Below are 18,707 nucleotides of genomic sequence, written 5' to 3'. Positions count from 1 at the left end.
TCGCTGTTTGCGACGATTTTGACTACGGTGCGGCACTGAGGGGTGATCACGATCCGGCCGGATTCACCACGTTGGCGGGAGATCAACGCCAGCGACTGGCCGCACGAGCGTGAGGGCCTGCAGCAGATTCAGTCGCTGCTGCCGGACGGCGATCCTTACCACGCGTGGGCCAATGTCGAGTTCCAGGGCACGGACGGTTCGGTCAACGAGGTTGACCTGCTGATCCTGTTGCCGCAGGGGCTCTACGTGCTGGAGCTCAAGCACTGGCAGGGCGAGATCGGTGGGGACGGCTTCCAGTGGCGGCGGACCATGCCGAATGGTCGCGTCCGCATCGTCGACAACCCGGTGATCCTGGCGAACCGCAAGGCGCGCAGGCTGCGCTCGCTGCTGGAGCAGTACGCCACCCGGACCCCGGGTCGGCGTGCTCGAGTGCCGTACGTCGACGCAGCCGTGTTCCTGCATGCCGCGAACGTGCGGTCGACGCTGGATCCGATCGGCCGGCAGCGAGTCTATGGTCCCCACGGGTCGGCTGCCGCCGGCCTGGAGGACGTGGAGCGGCTGTTGATACACCGGCCGGCCAGCGGCGGGATCGACCGCACGACGGCGCGGGACATCGTGGCGTTGATCGAAGCGTGTGGGCTGCGTCCGTCGGTGTCCAAACGGATGGTGGGCCAGTTGCTGCTGGCGCCGCGCCCGTTCGCGGAGGGTGTCGGCTGGCAGGACTTCCTCGCCGGACACCAGCAGACCGACCTAGTGCGCCGGGTGCGGTTCTACCTGACCGGGCGTGCCGACGCCGACCAGGACATGATCCGGCGCGCGGCGGAGCGGGAGTTCCGGCTGCTGCAGGGCATCCGTCACGACGGCATCGTGCAGGCCCATGATCTTGTCGAGCATGCTCACGGGCCAGCTGTGATCTTCGATCACGGCGAGGAATGGGTACGCCTCGATCAGTGGCTCGCCGAGCACGACGCCGAGCTGACCATCGACAAACGCCTGGACCTGGTTCGCGAGCTGGCTGACACGATGCGGTACGCCCACTCCCGCCATCTGGTCCACCGCAACCTCAACCCGCGATCGATCTTCGTGCGCAAGCCGGCATCGTCGCGACCGGGCCTGGTGATCATCGACTGGCAAACCGGCGGCCGTATCCCCGGCACCACCACGACGTCACAGGGCGCGATCGTGGGCACGCAACACGTCGAGCAGCTCGTCGATGAGCAGTCACGTGTCTACCAGGCCCCGGAGGTCACCAACCCCGAGGCACCTGGCGTGCTGCTGGATGTCTTTGCGCTCGGTGCGGTCTCGTACCACATCCTGACGGGCCGTCCGCCGGCCACGAGTGTCGCGGAGCGCAAGGCGGTGTTGGATCTCCTCGGCGGGCTGGACATCACCGCATCGTTCGATGCCGCGCCGAGCAGCCTGGTGAACCTCGTGTTCGACGCCACCTGCGCCGTCGTGCCGAGCCGCACCAAGACGGTTGCGCTGTTCCTGGCAGGTCTCGACCAGGTCGAGGAGGACCTCACCGCCCCGGACCCGGTACCACAGATCAACCCGCTCCAGGCCCGCAGCGGCGACGTCCTCGAAGGTGGGCTGACCGTCGTCGACCGGCTCGGTGCCGGCGCGACGTCGATCGCGTTCCTGGTCCGCGACGAACACGGCACCGAAATCGTGTTGAAGGTCGCTCGCGACCCGGAGAAGAACCAGCGTCTGCTCGACGAGGCGGCCGTCCTCGACCGCGTGCCGCACTGGCAGATCATCCGCCTGATCAAGGGACCGATCGAGGTCGGTGGCCAGATCGGGCTGCTATTGGACTACGCCGGCCCGAAGACTCTCGCCGACCAGCTCGCCTCGGGCGGACGGCTCAACCTTGAACAGCTAGAACGCTATGGCAAGGACCTCCTCGACGTGATCCGGGCGCTGGACGCCGAAGGAATCACCCACCGGGACATCAAACCGGCCAACCTGGCGGCGCGACCCAGGTCCAAGGACGGCGAACTGCACCTCTGCGTCTTCGACTTCTCTCTCGCCGCCGCACCCGCCGACCAGCTGACCGCCGGGACCCCGCCCTATCTCGACCCATTCCTCGGGCCGCCCCGCCGCGCACGCTACGACGCAGCCGCGGAGCGCTTCGCGATCGGTGTCACGCTGTACGAGATGGCCACCGGCACCCTCCCCCGCTGGGGTGATGGCGTGACTTATCCGGCGCACCTGACCGACGAGGTCTCCCTCCCGCCGGAGCTGTTCGACCCGTCAATTGCCGAAGGCATGGTCGCCTTCTTCGCCAAGGCACTCGCGCGGGATGCTCGCCGGCGGTTCGACACCTTCGAGGACATGGCCGACGCCTGGCGCCGGGTCTTCGTCGCGCTGCCCGCCCCGGGTACCGATCATGGCACCGTCATCGACGGCGGCCCGGCGGCACTCGGGCTGGACACGCCGCTGGAACGGGTGGGGCTCACCCCCAAGGCCCGGTCGGCACTGGAACGCATCGGTGTGCACACCGTCGCCGATCTGGTCCACCAGGACCAGATGGCATTGTCTCGGCTGGCCGGCGTCTCCCAGGCGACGAAGACCGAGATCCGTCGCCGCGCCAAGGAACTCCGCGCGGTGTTCTCGGTGTCGCAGACCGAAACCAGCGAGCCGACCGGCGACCCTGGTCTGTTGCCGGTGGCGGGTGTCGAGACGCTGATCGAACTGCTGGCGACGCCGCCGTCGTCGCGGCGCCGGTCGGCCGACACGACGGTCGTCCCGCTGCTGCTCGGCACGGCGGTGCCGCCCGGTGGCCATGAGCCGCTGCGCTGGCCGTCCCAGGTCGATCTGGCCCGCCACTGCGGAGTCACCTCGCAGCGTGTCAGCCAGATCATGGAACGGCTGACCGACCGCTGGTTGGACGTCACCGCGCTCGACCAGGTCCGTAACGAGATCGTCGCCCTGCTCGACGGCAATGGTGGCGTGATGTCCGTCGACGAACTGGGCGACGAACTGATTGCCGCGCACGGCTCGTTCAGCCCCGAACCGAAACGCACCACACAGGCGATAGGGCTGGTCCGGGCCGCGGTGGAGACGGAGTTGGCCCGCGGCGGCGACGCACGGCTGGACCAGCTCCGCATCGGCGCGACCGTCCTCATCGGACGCGAGCCCGACGATCCGGACTCTGAGCACACCGCCGAAGAGTTCCTGCAGTACGCCTCGCGGCTCGGCAAGATCGCACAGCGGCTGGCGGCCACTCCGTCGCTACCCACCCGCACCCGGGTTCTGGAACGGCTCCGCGAGCTCCCTCCACCGGTGGGCCTGCCGCAGATGTCCGACAGCCGGTTGCTGTCCCTCGCCGCTGCGGCGGGGGCGGTGGCGGTCAACGCCCAGGAACAGCTCTACCCGATTGGTCTCGCGGCCGAGACCGCGCTGCGGCTGGCCGCGGGAAGCCTCGCGGTCCCGCCCGGCCGGTCGCTGTCCATCGACGAGGTCCGCAAACGGGTCCGAGCCCGATTCCCGCGCGCCGCCGAGCTTCCCGGCCGGCCAGCCCTCGACCGGCTGCTCGCCGCCAACGGTGTCGCCCTGGAATGGCGCCACGACCGGTACACCACACCGACCAGTCCGGGCAGCGACCTGTTCGCCAGCAGGACCCGCGCCACCACCGGCCCGCTGCTGCCCGCCGGCCCAGACGCCGCCGCCGAGGCCGACGCCCGACTCGCCGCCGTCCTCGACCGGGACGGCTTCCTGGCCGTGCTCGTGAAACCGTCCGCCCTCGACGGTGCGCGCCGGGCGCTGCTGGAGCGGTTCGGGCTCACCGAGTTGAACGTCACTGCGGTCCTGGTCGAGACGCTGCGGTCACTGGGCGTCCCGTGGGAGCTCATTCTCGAATCCGACGCGCGGGAGCCAGCCCACCCGGACCGCCGCAACCTTGAGAGCGCCGTCCGAGCCGAGGTGGTACCGCGTCTTCAGTCGTCGCTCGCGACCGGCCACGCGGTGCTACTGACCGAGGCGGCGCCGCTGGCCCGGTACGGCTGCATGGACCTCATCGCCACGCTGGCGGACAACGGCGTGCCCCGGCCCGCGGCCCGGTTGCTGCTCGTGCCAGCGCCCGGCAGCAAACAACTTCTCGACGACCAGCCCATCCCTGTCACCTCCGGCAGCCAGCTCACCTGGCTCCCGGACGTCTGGTGGCGACCCGTTCCGGCAACCGGAAAGGCCAACGCGTGACCCAGCTCGCCGCCTTGCAACGCCAGCTCAAGACCGTCTCGGCCGACCTGCGCGATCAGTCCGAGGCGGTGCCGGCACTCAAGAGCTGGCTGGAGGCCCAATACAAGGAGGCGTACGGCAGGCGTACCGGCGCCACCTACGAGGCATGGCGCGAGGAACAGCTCGACCAGGCCGCGGTCGCCTGGGTGCTCGGCACCGTGTTCGTCCGCTTCTGCGAGGACAACGACCTCATCGACCGGCCCTACATCGCCGGACCCGGCCAACGCACCGACGAGGCCGTCGAGGCTGCCACCGAGTACTTCCTGGAGCACCCCACCGACAACGACCGGCACTGGATCCGGCAGGCGTTCACGCACCTCGCCTCGCTGCGTGCCACCACGGCACTCTTCGACGAACACAACCCGATCTGGCGCTGGGACCTCTCCGCCGACGCCGCCACCGACCTACTGGACTTCTGGCGACGCGGCGCCGGGGTGCACGACTACACCGACTCGGACCTGAGCACCCGATTTCTCGGTGACCTCTACGAGAAGCTGTCGCTGGACGCCCGCAAACGCTATGCGCTGCTGCAGACGCCGGAGTTCGTCGAGGAGTTCATTCTCAAGCTCACGCTGGACGAGTCCATCAAGGACTACGGCCTCGAGGAAACCTCGCTCATCGACCCGACCTGCGGCTCCGGTCACTTCCTGCTCGGCGCGTTCCACCGCCTGCTGCCACTGTGGGAACACCGCCACCCAGACCTCAACCGGCGGGAACGAGCGCAGAAGGTCCTGGACCAGATCGCCGGCGTGGACATCAACCCGTTCGCCGTCGCGATCGCCCGCTTCCGACTCCTCGTCGAGGCCCTGCGGTACTGCGACGAGAAGAGTCTTGCCGAATCGCCGGGCTTCTCGATGCGGCTTGCCGTGGGCGACTCCCTGCTGCGTTGGGGGGACGAGGACTCCTCCCACCAGGGCGACATGCTGCACCTGCTGGAAACCGGCGAGGCGTACGCCTACTACACCGAAGACGCTCCGACCCTCAAGAAACTCCTGAAACCGGCGCAGTACACCGTCGCAGTCGGCAATCCGCCCTACATCACCGTCAAGGACAAGTACCTCAACGACCTGTACCGAGACATGTACGACTCCTGTTCCGGAAAGTACGCACTTTCGGTGCCATTCGCGGAGCGCTTCTTCGAACTTGTACGAGGAAGCGACGCCTCGGGACGTGCTGGGATTGTCGGCCAGATCACGTCTAACTCCTTCATGAAGCGGGAATTCGGCAAGAAGCTCATCACCGACTTCTTCGCTAAGAAGGTGGAACTGAGTCACGTCATTGACACCTCAGGCGCATACATCCCGGGGCATGGCACCCCTACGATTATCCTGATAGGGGTGCGGCGTCGTCCTAAGCGGCCGACGCTGCGGGCAGTGCTCGGCATCCAAGGCGAGCCCGGCGAGCCGGAAGACCCATCCAGGGGATTGGTTTGGTCGGCAATTGAAGGAAACATCGATCAACCGGGTGAGGCCAACCCATACGTCACAGTTGCAGATGTTTCGGCCGCTGGCTTTGCTCAGCATCCTTGGAGCCTTGGCGGCGGAGGCGCATCGGAGATGCGTGCGGCAATTGAGGAGTCCACTGAACCGTTGGGCTATGCCGCATCAAGAATCGGCGTTTTTGGAATGACAAATGCTGATGACATCATGAACACCTCGTCCGCGGTCATACGTCGATATTCGCTGGAAAACAGGGGATTTGCGATCGCCGTATCGGGCGACGAGATCCGTGACTTCTCATTTCTCAACCACTCTCGGGTCTTCTTTCCTTACAGCGACTCATTAACCCTCGAACCGGTGGACAGCTTTCCTCGAATCATGAGGCGCCTTTGGGGAGCTAGAACTACTCTGGGCAACAGAGCGACATTCGCCAAGCTCACATACTTCCAGGAAGGTCGGCCGTGGTACGAATGGCATCAGCTCACCGCCGACAAATCAGGCGTTAAACTTTCGATCACGTGGGGCGAGGTGGCGACGCACAACCACTTCGGCTTAGATCGGGATGGAAAGGTACTTAAGCAGACTGCGCCGATGATCAAACTGCCGACGCCCGCTACAGAGGATGCGCACCTTGCATTGCTTGGTCTGCTCAACTCATCGACTGCGTGCTTCTGGCTCAAGCAGGTTAGCCATCGTAAGGGTGGCAGCGGAGTTGGGCGCGGCATACAACCCGAGCCATGGATGGAGCGATATCAGTTTAACGCGACCAAGCTTGAAAACTTCCCAGTGCCAGCTATCACATCATCTGAGCGGGCAGGTTTGCTCGATCGGCTAGCACACGAGCTTGCCAGGGTTCGGCCATCCGCTGTTTGCGCCGACCCTATCCCGAATCGTCAGACGCTTGATGCCGCACACGTGGAGTATGACCATATCCATGGGCGGATGGTCGCGTTGCAGGAGGAGCTGGACTGGGAGGCCTACCAGGTCTACGGCCTTCTCAATGAGGATCTGACCGTGCCGGAGGCTATGCTGCCGGAACTTCGGTTGGGGCAGCGGGCGTTCGAGATTCTCATGGCCCGCGAGATCGGTGAGGGCGAGCCGATCCCTGAGTGGTTCGTCCGACACCGATCGCAGCCAACGCCCTTGGTGCCGGAGGGCTGGCCGCAGGAGTACAAGGAAATGGTTTTGAAGCGGATCGCGGTGATCGAGTCTCGTACGGATCTTGCGTTGATCGAGCGTCCGGAGTGCAAGCGCCGGTGGTCGTCGACGCCCTGGGATGTGCAGGAGCACCAGGCGCTGCGCGATTGGCTGCTGGACCGGCTTGAGGCCGAGGTGCTGTGGCGGGGTCCGGATGCGGGCCGGGCATTGCCGGTGGGTGTCCTCGCCGACCGGATCGGGGTCGACCCGGATTTCCGGTCGGTGTTGGCGCTGTTCTGCGGCCGGGACGACTACGACCTGGCCGCTGAGCTGACGAAGCTGGTGGCGGACGAGACGGTGCCGTTCCTGGCCGCGTACCGCTACAAGCCGTCGGGTCTGGCCAAGCGGAAGCAGTGGGAAGACGTCTGGGACCTGCAGCGCCAGGAGGACAGCGGCGAGCGCCTGTCGTCGCCGATCCCGGTGCCGCCGAAGTACGCCCAGGCGGACTTCGCGCGGACGTCCTACTGGCGTAACCGGGGAAAGCTGGACGTGCCGAAGGAGCGGTTCGTGGTGTACCCGAACGCCGGCCGGGACGCGTTGCCGATCCTGGGTTGGGCCGGTTGGGATCATCTGGAGCAGGCACAGGCGCTGGCGAACCTCTACATGGAGCGCAAGCAGTACGACGGGTGGACGAAGCAGCAGTTGCTGCCGTTGCTGGCCGGTGTGGCGGAACTGGAGCCCTGGTTGCACCAATGGCACGCTGGGCCGGTGCTGGGCTATCCGGGGAGCCCGGCGGAGTTCTACACAGCGTTCGTCGACGCGGAGTTGGCGTCCTGGGAGGCCGACCGGGCTGAGATCGCGTTGGGGGTGTTGGTGTGACGCTGTTGCGTGACGTTATCAAGATCCCGGAGCGGGTGACCGACTCCGACTTTGTGATGCGGCTGTCCGAGGGGGTGAGCCGCGCCGAGGAGACGCTGCGGGAATATGTGGTCACCGACAACCTGCGCGACGACTTCGTCAGTGCGTTGGGGCTGGTTGGTCAGGCGGTCGAGACCGGACGGTCGCAGGCGGCGTTCCTGCACGGGTCGTTCGGTGCGGGCAAGAGCCATTTCATGGTGGTGCTGCACGAGTTGCTGCGGGGTAACCCGGATGCCCGCGCGATCGCGGAGCTGGCGGGTCCGGTCGCGGACGCGGATCGGTGGCTCAAGGGCCGCAAGGTGCTGCCTCTGACGTTCCATCTGCTCGGCGCGCGGTCGCTGGAGGAGGCGGTGTTCAGTGGATACCGTCGGCAGATTGTCGAGCTCGAGCCCAGTGCACCGCCGCCGGCGGTGCACCGCTCGGACACGCTGCTGGTGAACGCGACTGAGTATCGGGCCGATGTGGGTGATGAGCGGTTCTTCGCGCGGCTGAACGGCGCGTCCGGTGGCGGGTCGGCCGGGTGGGGCAACTACCGCGGTGGTTGGGACGCTGCCCGCTACGCGGCGGCGGCGGTGCAGCCGCCAGGCACGCCGGATCGTGACCGGCTGGTCTCGGATCTGACCGCGACGGTGTTCACCGGTGCCGTCCATAGCGGTGAGTACCTGGACATCGACGAGGGCCTCGCCGTTGTCACGCAGCACGCGAAGTCGCTCGGCTACGACGTGATCGTGCTGTTCCTGGACGAGTTGATCCTCTGGTTGTCGCAACACCTGTCGAACCTGGAGTTCGTCAACCAGGAGGGCGGCAAGCTCGCGAAGTTCGTGGAGTCGGCGGACAAGCACCGCGCGGTGCCGATCGTGTCGTTCGTGGCGCGGCAGCGGGATCTGGTTGAGTTCCTCGGCCCGCACGTGCCGGGTGCGGAGCGGCAGGCGTTCTCCGATGTGTTCCGGCACGGGCGGGGACGGTTCGCGGAGATCGTGCTGCCGGACCGGAACCTGCCGCTGATCGCCGAGCGGCGTTTGCTGCGCCCGATCGGGGACGGCAAGCGGATCATCGACGAGGCGTTCGCGGCGGTGCAGCGGCGTCGGGACGTGTGGGACACCCTCGTGGCCGGCAACCAGTACGGCGACGCGGGGGTTGGGTCGGACGCGGCGGTGTTCCGGCGGCTGTACCCGTTCAGCCCGGCGTTGGTGGCGACGTTGGTGTCGTTGTCGCAGGCGTTGCAGCGGGAACGGACCGCGTTGAAGGTGATGGCGCGGCTGCTGGTCGCGGGGCGGGACCGGTTGCGGGTCAACGACGTCATCGGGGTCGCGGAGCTGTTCGACGAGTTGGTCGCGAAGGGTGAGCTGCCGGACAACCCGCAGTTGAAGAAGCACTTCGAGACGGCCCGGACGTTGTACCGGCGGTTGCGTCCGCTGGTGCTGACGTACAGCAAGCAGACCGAGGCGACGGTGGGTGCGCTGCCGGCCAGTCATCAGGTCCATGCCGATGACAAACTCGTGAAGACGCTGCTGCTAGCGGCGTTGGTGCCGGACGTGCCGGCGTTGACGAACTTGACGGCGGCGCGGCTCAACGCGCTCAACTACGGCAGCATGGTCAGCCCGATCATCGGGTCGGAGCCGCCGATGGTGCTGCAGCGGTTGCGTGAGCTGGCCGTGCACATTCCGGAGATCCAGATCGGTGAGGGCACCGATCCGGTGATCCGCCTTGAGTTGTCCGAAGTGGACTACACGGTCCTGATCGAGCGGGTCCCGACGACGGAGGACACGCCGGGTGCGCGGCGGCGACTGATCAGGGAGCTGGTCTGCGCCGAGTTGGGGATCACCGCACCGGACGGGATGTTCGCCGCGCAGCAGCAGCCGCGGGAGTGGCGTGGCCGGCGTCATCACGTCGACGTGGTGTTCGCCAACATCCGCGACGCCAACGAACTACCCGAGGCTGAGGCCACAGCGGTCGGCGGTCGATGGCGGATCGTGGTGGACTATCCGTTCGACGACGAGATCCACACCCGGCGCAGCGACACGGCCCGGATCCGGTCGATCGGCGGTCACCTCGACAGTCAGACATTGTTCTGGTTGCCGTATTTTCTGACCGACGACCGGTTGGGTCTGGTCGGCACGCTGGTGAAGCTGAACTACCTGCTCGCTGGCGGTGGCGACGACCGGCTGTACACGCTCGCGTCGGACTTTTCCCCGGCGGAGCGGGCGCAGGCGAAGGCGATGCTGGAACAGCAGTTGCGCGCGACCCGGGTCCGCGTCGTGGACTGTCTCAAGCAGGCTTACGGTGTGGTCCGGGCACAGCCGGCGGATGTGGTCGACGACCCGGATCCGGTGTTGCAGACCATCGCGCGGGGCTTCACCCCGGCGAAGCCGATCGGCGGGACGCTGCGAGCAGCGTTCGACCACCTGACCGGGCAGATGCTCGCCTGGGTGTACCCGGGAACCCCGAACCTGCCCGAGGACGAGGCGCTCGTCCCCGTCGTGCTGCTGCGCAAGATTTTGGAGTACGTGCAGCGGGCGGTCGCCGACCCGGCCCGCCGGGTCACGATCGAGCAGGCCGATCGGCGCAACGTGCGCAGGGTCGTCAACCCGCTGCGACTCGGGGAATGCACCGACGAGGGCATCTACACGGTGAACCCGACGTACCTGTGGTGGAGCGCCCATTTTCTGAAGGAGGCCAAGGCCGCCGAGGGGGCCAGTGACCGGTTCCCGGTGACGCTGCTGCGTCGGCTGACCGACTTGCCGCAGCCACGCGGTTTGGACCGGGTGGTGCAGCACCTGCTGATCGCGGTGTTCGCACTCGACCAGGATCTGTCCTGGTACCGGGACGAGACGAAAATCCAGTCGCCGGGGCTGGACAACATCACCGACGACATGGAACTGCGGATCGACCGCCGCCCCGACGGCGCGAAGTGGAAGGCCGCCCTGGCGACCGTCAACGGGTTGACGCCGCTGCGGCCCGCGAGCCGGCTCTCCGCGGCGAACCTCGCCCGGTTCGGCGCCACGGTCCGCGAGTACGCCCGCCAGGCGGCACCCGATGTTCGGGAGCTGGTCAAGGGTCTGGAGTCGCACGCTGATCAGCTGGGCATCGACCCGGCCGCCCCGGTCAGCCGGCTGGCCACCGCGAAGCGGGTCGCCGCGCTGCTCGACGAGATTGTCAACGAACACGACGATGTGGTGCTCGTCGAGGTACTGGCCGATCCGGACCTGGGCGACGTCGATGCGGTCACGGCCAGCAAGTACCTGGTTGAGGGGAAGACGCAGACCGAGGAATTGGTCCGCACGTCGTGGCATCTGCTGAGCACGGTGGCAGGCCTGCAGGACGCTCGGGCGGAGGAGGCACGGGTCCTGCTGGACAAGCTGGCCGACTCGGCCAGGCGGGAGCAGCTGCATGCCGACCTTGCGGACGCGCTGCGGACCGCGGTGCGGGAGGCGACCGATCTGCTGGCACGGGCGCTCCCACCGCCCCCGCCGCTTCCGCCGGTCGTGACACCGCCTGTCGTCACACCTCCAGCGGTAGATCCGCCGGTGGTAGATCCGCCGGTGGTGCCGCCGCTGGTGCGTACCGGCGGCGAGGCCGACGTCTCCGACGACGCGTCCTTCGACAAGGCGGTCGCCTCGCTGCGACGGTTCCGTGACGAGCATCCGGGTCGGCGGATCCGGCTGGAATGGTCGGTCGAGTGACCAGCGCCGCGGCTGCGATCGCCGCGCCGGTGGCCACCGAGGCCCAGGTGCGGGCCATGGTGGTCGACTGGCTGCGCAGCGGGCGGCGCGAACCGGTCCTCGCGCTGTTCGCTCGTCCACAGTGGACCGGTGAGCCGGTACTGCGGATCGGTGACACCGTGGTGCGGATCAAGCCGGCCCGCTCGTCGCTGGCGGTCCGCGCAGCGCTGGTGGAGCTGACACCCGGCGAACGGCTGGTAGTGCTCACCGACCGGGACGATGACGACCTCGGGGCCGGGGTGCTCGCCCATTGCTCCAACCAGACGGTCCTCAACATCGACCCGTGGGAGATCGTGCGGGCCCATTTCGAGGCCGCCGCTCTCGACCCGGCGTTGGTGCGGCAGCGCCGACACCTGGCCGAAGCACTGTTGGAGTACGCGCCGGCCGGTGGCTGGCCGCCGGTGCGCGGTGGGGTGGTCACCCGCGACGGTGCCATGCGGCTGCTGTCGGCACGCCTGCTCGGGATCGGCCCGGACGACCTTGACGCCACCGGTGTGGTGCAGTGGACACTACGGGGCAGCGATGTGGTGCGATACACGGCGGTCGACGCGCGGCTACGCGCGATCGTGGCTGGCTGGTTGGCGGAGACCGCGGGGCCGACCGCGCGGTGGACGCTCGCCGCGGTCGACGCAGGGCACGGCACCGACGCGATCCCGCTCGGTCTGATCGCCGGGCTGCTGTGGGACGGCCGGGCTCCAACCGCGGCGGTGGCCGCCGCGCGGGTGCGGTTCGAGCAGTTCCTCGGCGGCGCCACACCACGCGAGCACGAGGCGGCGGAGTGGAACCGGACCGTGCTCGCCTGGGTCGTGCGCGCCCTCGGCGGTGAGGACAAGCACGAGGTCCAACGCATCCTCGGCCGGGCCGAGGACCTAGTTCGCCAGCTGCAGGCAGCGAGCCTCGTCGGCCGCTCCGACCTGCTGCCCGGCGGCCTCGACGCCCGGCTCAAGACCTTCGCCGAGGAAGTGCGGGCAGCGCTACGCCGGATGAGTACGCCGACGCTGGAAGCGGCCGAGGCCGCGCTGCGGATGGTTGCCCAGCACCGGCTTGCCCCCGTTGGTGACCAGCACCTGACCGCGTTGATGGCGATGCGGGCGCTGCGGTGGCTGGCCATGCCCGACGAGCCACCGGCGACTCTCGCCGACGCGGTGGACCGGCAGGTCACCACCGACGGTTGGCTCGACCGGGCCAGGCTGCGGCTCTGGGTCGGGGTCAGTGACCCGGCGCTCGCCGCCGTCTACCGTGAGCTGCACGCTGCTGTGGACGCTCGCCGCACCCACCACGACGAGCAGTTCGCGGCCCTGCTCGCAGCGACCACCAGAGCAGACAGCCCAGCCGGTGGCATGTACTTCGTCGAAGACGTGGTACGCCGGGTGGTGAAACCCCTCGTCGACGCGGACCGGCCGGTGTTCCTGCTCGTCGTGGACGGGATGGGGGCCGCAGCCAGCACCGAACTTGTCGAGTCCGCCGTGGTCGCCGACTGGTGGGAACTCACCGCGGCCGGCGGTCGCCGGGCCGGTGTAGTCGCGGCGCTGCCGACGGTGACCGAGGTTAGCCGCACCAGTCTGTTCGCCGGTGAGCTGCGCCGGGGAGGACAGGTCGAGGAGCGGGCCGGGCTGCGGCAGCAACTGGGGTCGGAAGCGGTGCTGTTTCACAAGGCTGATCTGCTCTCCGGTGCGGGGCAGAGCCTCGCCTCGCCGGTCGTCGCCGCGTTGCGGGACCCATCGATCCGGACGGTCGCCGCTGTGGTGAACACCATCGACGACGCGTTGGACCGCAGCGACCCGGCGGCCACCGCGTGGACCCTCGACGCCGTACGCATGGTGCGGCACCTGCTCGACGCCGCCAGAGGACGGGTCGTCGTCATGCTCTCCGACCACGGGCACGTGGTAGACCGGGGCCCGGACGGTGAACTGCGCGGAGGTACCGGTGTGCTGTCCGCCCGGTGGCGGCCCACCGCCGCCGGGCCGCCGGCCGGAGACGGCGAGATCCGCGTCGCGGGTCGGCGAGTCGTCCTCGCCGACGGCGACGTGATCCTGCCGTGGCGGGAGACGGTGCGCTACAGCGCCCGCAAGGCCTGCTACCACGGCGGCGCCAGCGCCGCCGAAGTGGTGATCCCACTGACGATCCTGACCGCCGCCGGCGAACCGGCGCCAGCCGGATGGTCCGCGGCTCCCGTCGCGTCCCCGGCGTGGTGGCGAGGACCGGTCAGCGTGTCGAGCATCGTGACACCGATCGAGGAAGCAACCCTGTTCGACATCGCACCCGCAGCACCGCACGCGGAGACGATCGGTACCGCGCCCACGTTCGTCGCAGCGCTGTTGGCCAGTACCCGGTACAAACGCAACCGCGCCTTGCGGTTGGCCGGTCGTCCGGTGCTGCCCGACGAGCGGGTGTCCGCGTTGCTGACCGCGCTGCACGAGGCCGGGGGCCGGTTGCCGCTGGAGACCCTCGCCGCACGCGCGGACGTACCCGCGCAACGCATCGCAAACGTGGTGACCATCCTGCGGCGCGTCCTGGCCGTCGAGGGCTACCAGGCGGTGGAGGTCGACGGCCAGATCGTCACGCTCGACGAGAAAATGCTGCGGGACCAGTTCGAGCTCGGGACGTCGGCGTGAGCGTGGACGTCAGCGAGCGGCGACGCCGCGAGGTCATCGACGCGTTGCGCCGCGGCACGGTTCCCCGCAACGGCCTGGATCTGCTGGCGGTCGGGCTCGGCCGGTTCGAGGCGGCGATCGACGCCGAACTCGAGGTCGCCGCCAACGGAGGAGCCGTCTTCAAGGCGGTACGTGGCGAGTACGGCGCCGGCAAGACGTTCTTCACCCGTTGGCTGGCCGAGCGGGCCAAGCACCGCGGTCTGGCCGTCGCGGAGGTGCAGATCTCGGAGACCGAGACGCCGCTGCACCGGCTGGAAACTGTCTACCGCCGCGTCTGCGACAACCTCGCCACCGCCGAGTTCCCCCCGTCGGCGCTGCGCCCGGTACTCGACGCCTGGATCTACGCCCTCGAAGAGGACGTCCTCGCCACCAGCGACATCGCCGAGACCGACACCGACGCGCTCAGCGCCGGTGTCGACCAACTGCTCGACCGGCGGCTCGGTGACATCGCCCGCAACGCACCCGCCTTCGCATCCGCGCTGCGCGGCTACCGTACGGCCACCGGCGCCGGGGACCAGGCAACCGCTGAAGGGCTGGCAGCCTGGCTCGGAGGGCAGCCCAACGTCGCATCGGTCGTGCGCCGCGCCGCCGGACTGAAGGGCGAACTGGACCACTTCGGCGCGCTGGCGTTCCTGCAAGGGCTGCTCACCGTCCTGCGCGGCTGCGGGCACCCCGGCCTGCTGATCGTCCTCGACGAGGTGGAGACCCTGCAACGGATGCGCTCCGACGTCCGGGACAAAGCGCTCAACGCGTTGCGGCAACTCATCGACGAGGTCGACGGCGGCCGGTTCCCCGGCCTCTACCTCGTCATCACCGGCACCCCGGCGTTCTTCGACGGTGTGCAGGGCGCGCAGCGGCTACCCCCGCTGGCGCAGCGGCTGGCCACCGACTTCACCGCGGACGTCCGGTTCGACAACCCGCGGGCGATCCAACTGCGACTGCCCGGGTTCACCACCGACGGGCTGCGCGACCTCGGCGGACGCGTCCGGAACCTGTTCGTGAGCGGCCTACCCGACCGCGACCGGGTCGCAGCCACGGTCGACGACGCCTACGTCGCGTTGCTCGCCGACACCGTCACCGGCCAACTCGGCGGCAAGGTCGGGGTGGCACCACGGGTGTACCTGAAGAAACTGGTCGCCGACGTCCTCGACCGCGTCGAACAGTTCCCCGACTTCGACCCCCGCCGCCACTACCCGGTCACCCTCACCGCCGCCGAACTCACCGACGTCGAACGCAACGCCGCCGGCCTGGCCATCGAAAGCGTCGACGACATCGACCTGCACCTGCCGTCATGACCGGCGTCGACCACCTCCACCCCGGCCTGGTCCATCACATCGTCAACACCCTCGGCTGGCCTGACCTACGGCCGCTGCAGTCCGCAGCCATCGAACCGATCCTCGGCGGACACGACGCGCTGCTCCTGGCGCCCACCGCCGGCGGCAAGACCGAAGCCGCCGTCTTCCCCACCCTCAGCGCGATGGCGGACCGGGACTGGTCCGGCATCTCCGTGCTGTACCTGTGCCCGCTCCGGGCGCTGCTGAACAACCTGCACCCTCGCATCGCCGGCTACGCGAGCTGGATCGGCCGCACCGCCGGACTCTGGCACGGCGACACAGGTGCCACCCAACGCCGACGCCTCCGCATCGCCCGGCCGGACCTTCTGCTCACCACGCCCGAGTCCCTCGAAGCGATGCTCGTGTCGACCCTCACCGACCCACGGCAACTCTTCGCCGACCTGCGTCTGGTCATCGTCGACGAGGTCCACGCCTTCGCCAGCGACGACCGCGGTTGGCACCTTCTCGCCGTCCTGGAACGCCTCTCACGGCTCGCTGGCCGACGTCTCCAGCGCATCGGGCTCTCCGCCACCGTCGGCAACCCCGACCAACTCCTGCACTGGCTGCAAGGCGCCAACGTCGGACACCGCACCGGTACCGTCGTCGCACCCGACACACCGACCGGCCCCGCACCGCGGGTGGACGTGACCCTCGACTACGTCGGCAGCGTGGACAACGCCGCGACCATCATCGCCGCCCTACACCACGGGGAGAAACGCCTCGCGTTCTGCGACAGCCGCAGCCAGGTCGAACAGCTCGCGTTCGCGCTACGCGGCAGAGGCGTCCAGACGTTCGTCTCGCACTCCTCCCTCGCCGCCGACGAACGCCGGCAGGCCGAGGAAGCGTTCGCCGAGGCCCGCGACTGCGTCATCGTCGCCACCTCGACCCTCGAACTCGGCGTCGACGTCGGCGACCTCGACCGCGTGATCCAGCTCGACGCTCCCCGCACCGTGGCGTCGTTCCTGCAACGTCTCGGCCGGACCGGCCGCCGGCCCGGCACCGCACGCAACACCCTGTTCCTCACCACCAAACAGGACACGCTCCTGAAAGCAGCTGGCCTGCTGACACTGTGGCGTGACGGATACGTCGAGCCGGTCACGCCACCCCCGACGCCACGGCACATCGTCGCGCAGCAACTCCTGGCGCTATGCCTGCAGGAGGGCCGCGTCGGCGCCGACATCTGGCCCGCCTGGTACGGCGACCTCTCCCTTTTCGACGACACCACTCCCCGCATCGTGGACTGGCTCGTCGCAACCGGCCACCTCGACCTCGACACCGGCATGCTCGCCATCGGACCCGAGACCGAACGCCGCTACGGCCGCCGCCACTTCATGGAACTGCTCACCGTCTTCGCAGCCCCGCCCGAGTTCACCGTCCTGCACGGCCGACAACAGATCGGCAGCACCGACGCGCTCGCCCTCACCATCAAGGTCGACGGACCTCGCGTCATCGTCCTCGGCGGCCGGACCTGGAAAGTCACCCATGTCGACTGGAACCGCCAACGCTGCTACGTCGAAGGCACCGACCTGCCAGGCCGGAGCCTGTGGCACGGCTTCCTGCCACCCCAGTCCTACGAGCTGGCCCAGGCTCAACGTCGCGTCCTGCTCGGCACACAGCCCGATGTCAACCACTCCCACCGCGCCGAGCAGACCCTCGCGACGTTGCGTGAGGACCGCGCATCCCAAGTCTGGGACGGCGGGACGGTCGTCCAGATCCTCGACGACGAGCATCGCTGGTGGACCTGGGCCGGGCGACGCGCCAACGCCACTCTCGCCGCCTCGCTACCGAAAGCCGCGGTCGACGGCGGCCGCCTCGACGATCACATGATCCGGCTCCGAGGCGACCTCACCGCACCCGCGCTTCGGCAGCTCATCGACACCGTCGACACCCACCGGCTGCCGGCACCGGAGATCGACGACGAAGCAGTCACCGGGCTCAAGTTCGGCGAAGTACTCCCGGCCGACCTCGCCACCACAACACTCGCCGAACGGGCAGCCGACGGGCCTGCAGCACAGACCGTGCTTGCCTCACCGTTCCGGTGGGTCACGTCGCTGTAGGCCGTTCGGGGGTGCTCAGCTCGGCTGGCTGGTACTCCAGTTGGTAGACCGTGACGTGGCCGTTGCGTACGCGGTACATGACGATCGTCGCCAGCAGGCTCTCCTTGATAACCAGAACCCGCTTGCGCATGCTCTCACTCTGCCCGATCCACTCCTCGACCCGATCGGGCACCGTGAACGACAACCGGTACGCATCCGGGCTTTCCCTCGCGAACACCTCCCACTGCGTCACGTGAGCGTCCACCCGCTGCCGGCGAAGCCCCACCGCATGACGCTGCCGATGCCGGGCAAAGGTGAGGAAGTGCTTCATCGTGTACGGAGGCTGTGCCGCCAACGTCAGCACGAATGGCGCAGGTGGAAAGCCGAGTAGCAGCTCCTGACCGTCAGCCGCTTGGAGCCCCATGTGCATGGCCGTCGCGATCTCCGTCAAGCTGTGCTCGATGCGCTCCGACCACCAGTTCGGGACAATGATCGACGTCAGGGCTGGCCCGGTGGTCTCCAGCTGCCTCCTGATCGCCTCGCGAATTTTAGCCTGAGGGATCGACGCCTTCGGGTCCTGAGCCTTCGCGGACTGCTCCAGCGCGAACACCTCTGCCGCGGCCTGACGCACCGTAGACCTCAGCCAGTCGAAAGCATCTCCGGACAGGTCCACCAGCGAGATCTGGTGCGCGATCGCGTACTCCTGCGCCGGTGCAGAGAACCCCGAGGTCGAAAATAGGGTATAGACGTACCGGTAACGCCGCCGAGGCCGCCGACCGGGCTCCGTCTGGATGTAGTTCTCGTTGACGTCGCTCACAACGCCAAACGCGTTGCGCACCGCCTCGATCCCGGTCGTGCCATCTCGGAACTTGGCTTCCACGAACAACCGGATCGGCAGCGAAAACGGCGGAACGTACACGAACTCGCCGAGCGTGTCCGCCTGATGGTTCGCTCCCCGGCCCTTGACGAGCAACCCGTTACCGGCCGAGGTCAACGCACCATCCGGATCGTCGGCAACGTTCGTCAGCAGCCGGTATCCACTCGCCCGAACCAGCCAGGCGAGCGCCTCCTCCAGAAGGTAGCCGCGGAGGGCCGGCAAAGAACTCATCGACGTACGGTAGCGCTCCCGTCCCAACGCGATCCAACGGAGTTACGCGGAGGTTCAGGCGGCGTAGCGTCGTGTTCGCGAGCAGGGTTGATACGGTACGTCTGTGGTTCGGACCCGGCGTGA

At 68.3% G+C, this 18,707-nt stretch carries 7 protein-coding genes; 6 read left to right on the top strand and 1 reads right to left on the bottom strand.

Annotated features, from left to right (window positions below):
* Window positions 1-42: 42 nt before the first annotated feature.
* The 6 genes from pglW to OHA72_RS22040 are packed head-to-tail and all read left to right on the top strand — an operon-like array spanning window position 43 to window position 17,497.
* Window positions 43-4,197, top strand: a complete 4,155-nt coding sequence (gene pglW / locus OHA72_RS22065) for a BREX system serine/threonine kinase PglW (RefSeq protein ID WP_327009671.1) — start codon at window positions 43-45, stop codon at window positions 4,195-4,197.
* Complete coding sequence (gene pglX / locus OHA72_RS22060; protein WP_327009670.1) at window positions 4,194-7,691, top strand: BREX-2 system adenine-specific DNA-methyltransferase PglX; 3,498 nt, start codon at window positions 4,194-4,196, stop codon at window positions 7,689-7,691. The genes pglW and pglX overlap by 4 nt, the downstream gene beginning before the upstream one ends.
* Complete coding sequence (locus OHA72_RS22055) at window positions 7,688-11,413, top strand: DUF6079 family protein (RefSeq protein ID WP_327009669.1); 3,726 nt, start codon at window positions 7,688-7,690, stop codon at window positions 11,411-11,413. The genes pglX and OHA72_RS22055 overlap by 4 nt, the downstream gene beginning before the upstream one ends.
* Window positions 11,410-14,067: a BREX-2 system phosphatase PglZ gene (gene pglZ, locus OHA72_RS22050; protein WP_327009668.1), complete on the top strand. Its 2,658-nt coding sequence runs from the start codon at window positions 11,410-11,412 to the stop codon at window positions 14,065-14,067. Before OHA72_RS22055 ends, pglZ begins: the two co-directional genes overlap by 4 nt.
* Window positions 14,064-15,401: a BREX system ATP-binding protein BrxD gene (gene brxD, locus OHA72_RS22045; protein WP_327009667.1), complete on the top strand. Its 1,338-nt coding sequence runs from the start codon at window positions 14,064-14,066 to the stop codon at window positions 15,399-15,401. The genes pglZ and brxD overlap by 4 nt, the downstream gene beginning before the upstream one ends.
* A complete protein-coding gene (locus OHA72_RS22040; RefSeq protein WP_327009666.1) occupies window positions 15,398-17,497 on the top strand; it encodes a DEAD/DEAH box helicase in 2,100 nt (699 codons plus the stop codon). The genes brxD and OHA72_RS22040 overlap by 4 nt, the downstream gene beginning before the upstream one ends.
* On the opposite strand, the gene OHA72_RS22035 is transcribed toward OHA72_RS22040, so the two are convergent.
* On the bottom strand, window positions 17,484-18,584 hold the full coding sequence (locus OHA72_RS22035; RefSeq protein ID WP_327009665.1) for a hypothetical protein: 1,101 nt from the start codon (window positions 18,582-18,584) through the stop codon (window positions 17,484-17,486). The genes OHA72_RS22040 and OHA72_RS22035 overlap by 14 nt on opposite strands.
* Window positions 18,585-18,707 lie beyond the last annotated feature (123 nt).

Origin of the sequence: Dactylosporangium sp. NBC_01737 (assembly GCF_035963215.1) — a bacterium.
Lineage (GTDB): Bacteria > Actinomycetota > Actinomycetes > Mycobacteriales > Micromonosporaceae > Dactylosporangium.
The sequence above is the reverse complement of the archived record's forward strand: the minus strand, read 5'-3'. Positions and strand labels throughout refer to the sequence as shown.

Excerpts from the sequence above, each read along its gene's own strand:
- OHA72_RS22040 (WP_327009666.1), top strand. The coding sequence starts at position 15,398 with ATGACCGGCGTCGACCACCTCCACCCCGGCCTGGTCCATCACATCGTC.
- OHA72_RS22035 (WP_327009665.1), bottom strand. The coding sequence starts at position 18,584 with ATGAGTTCTTTGCCGGCCCTCCGCGGCTACCTTCTGGAGGAGGCGCTC.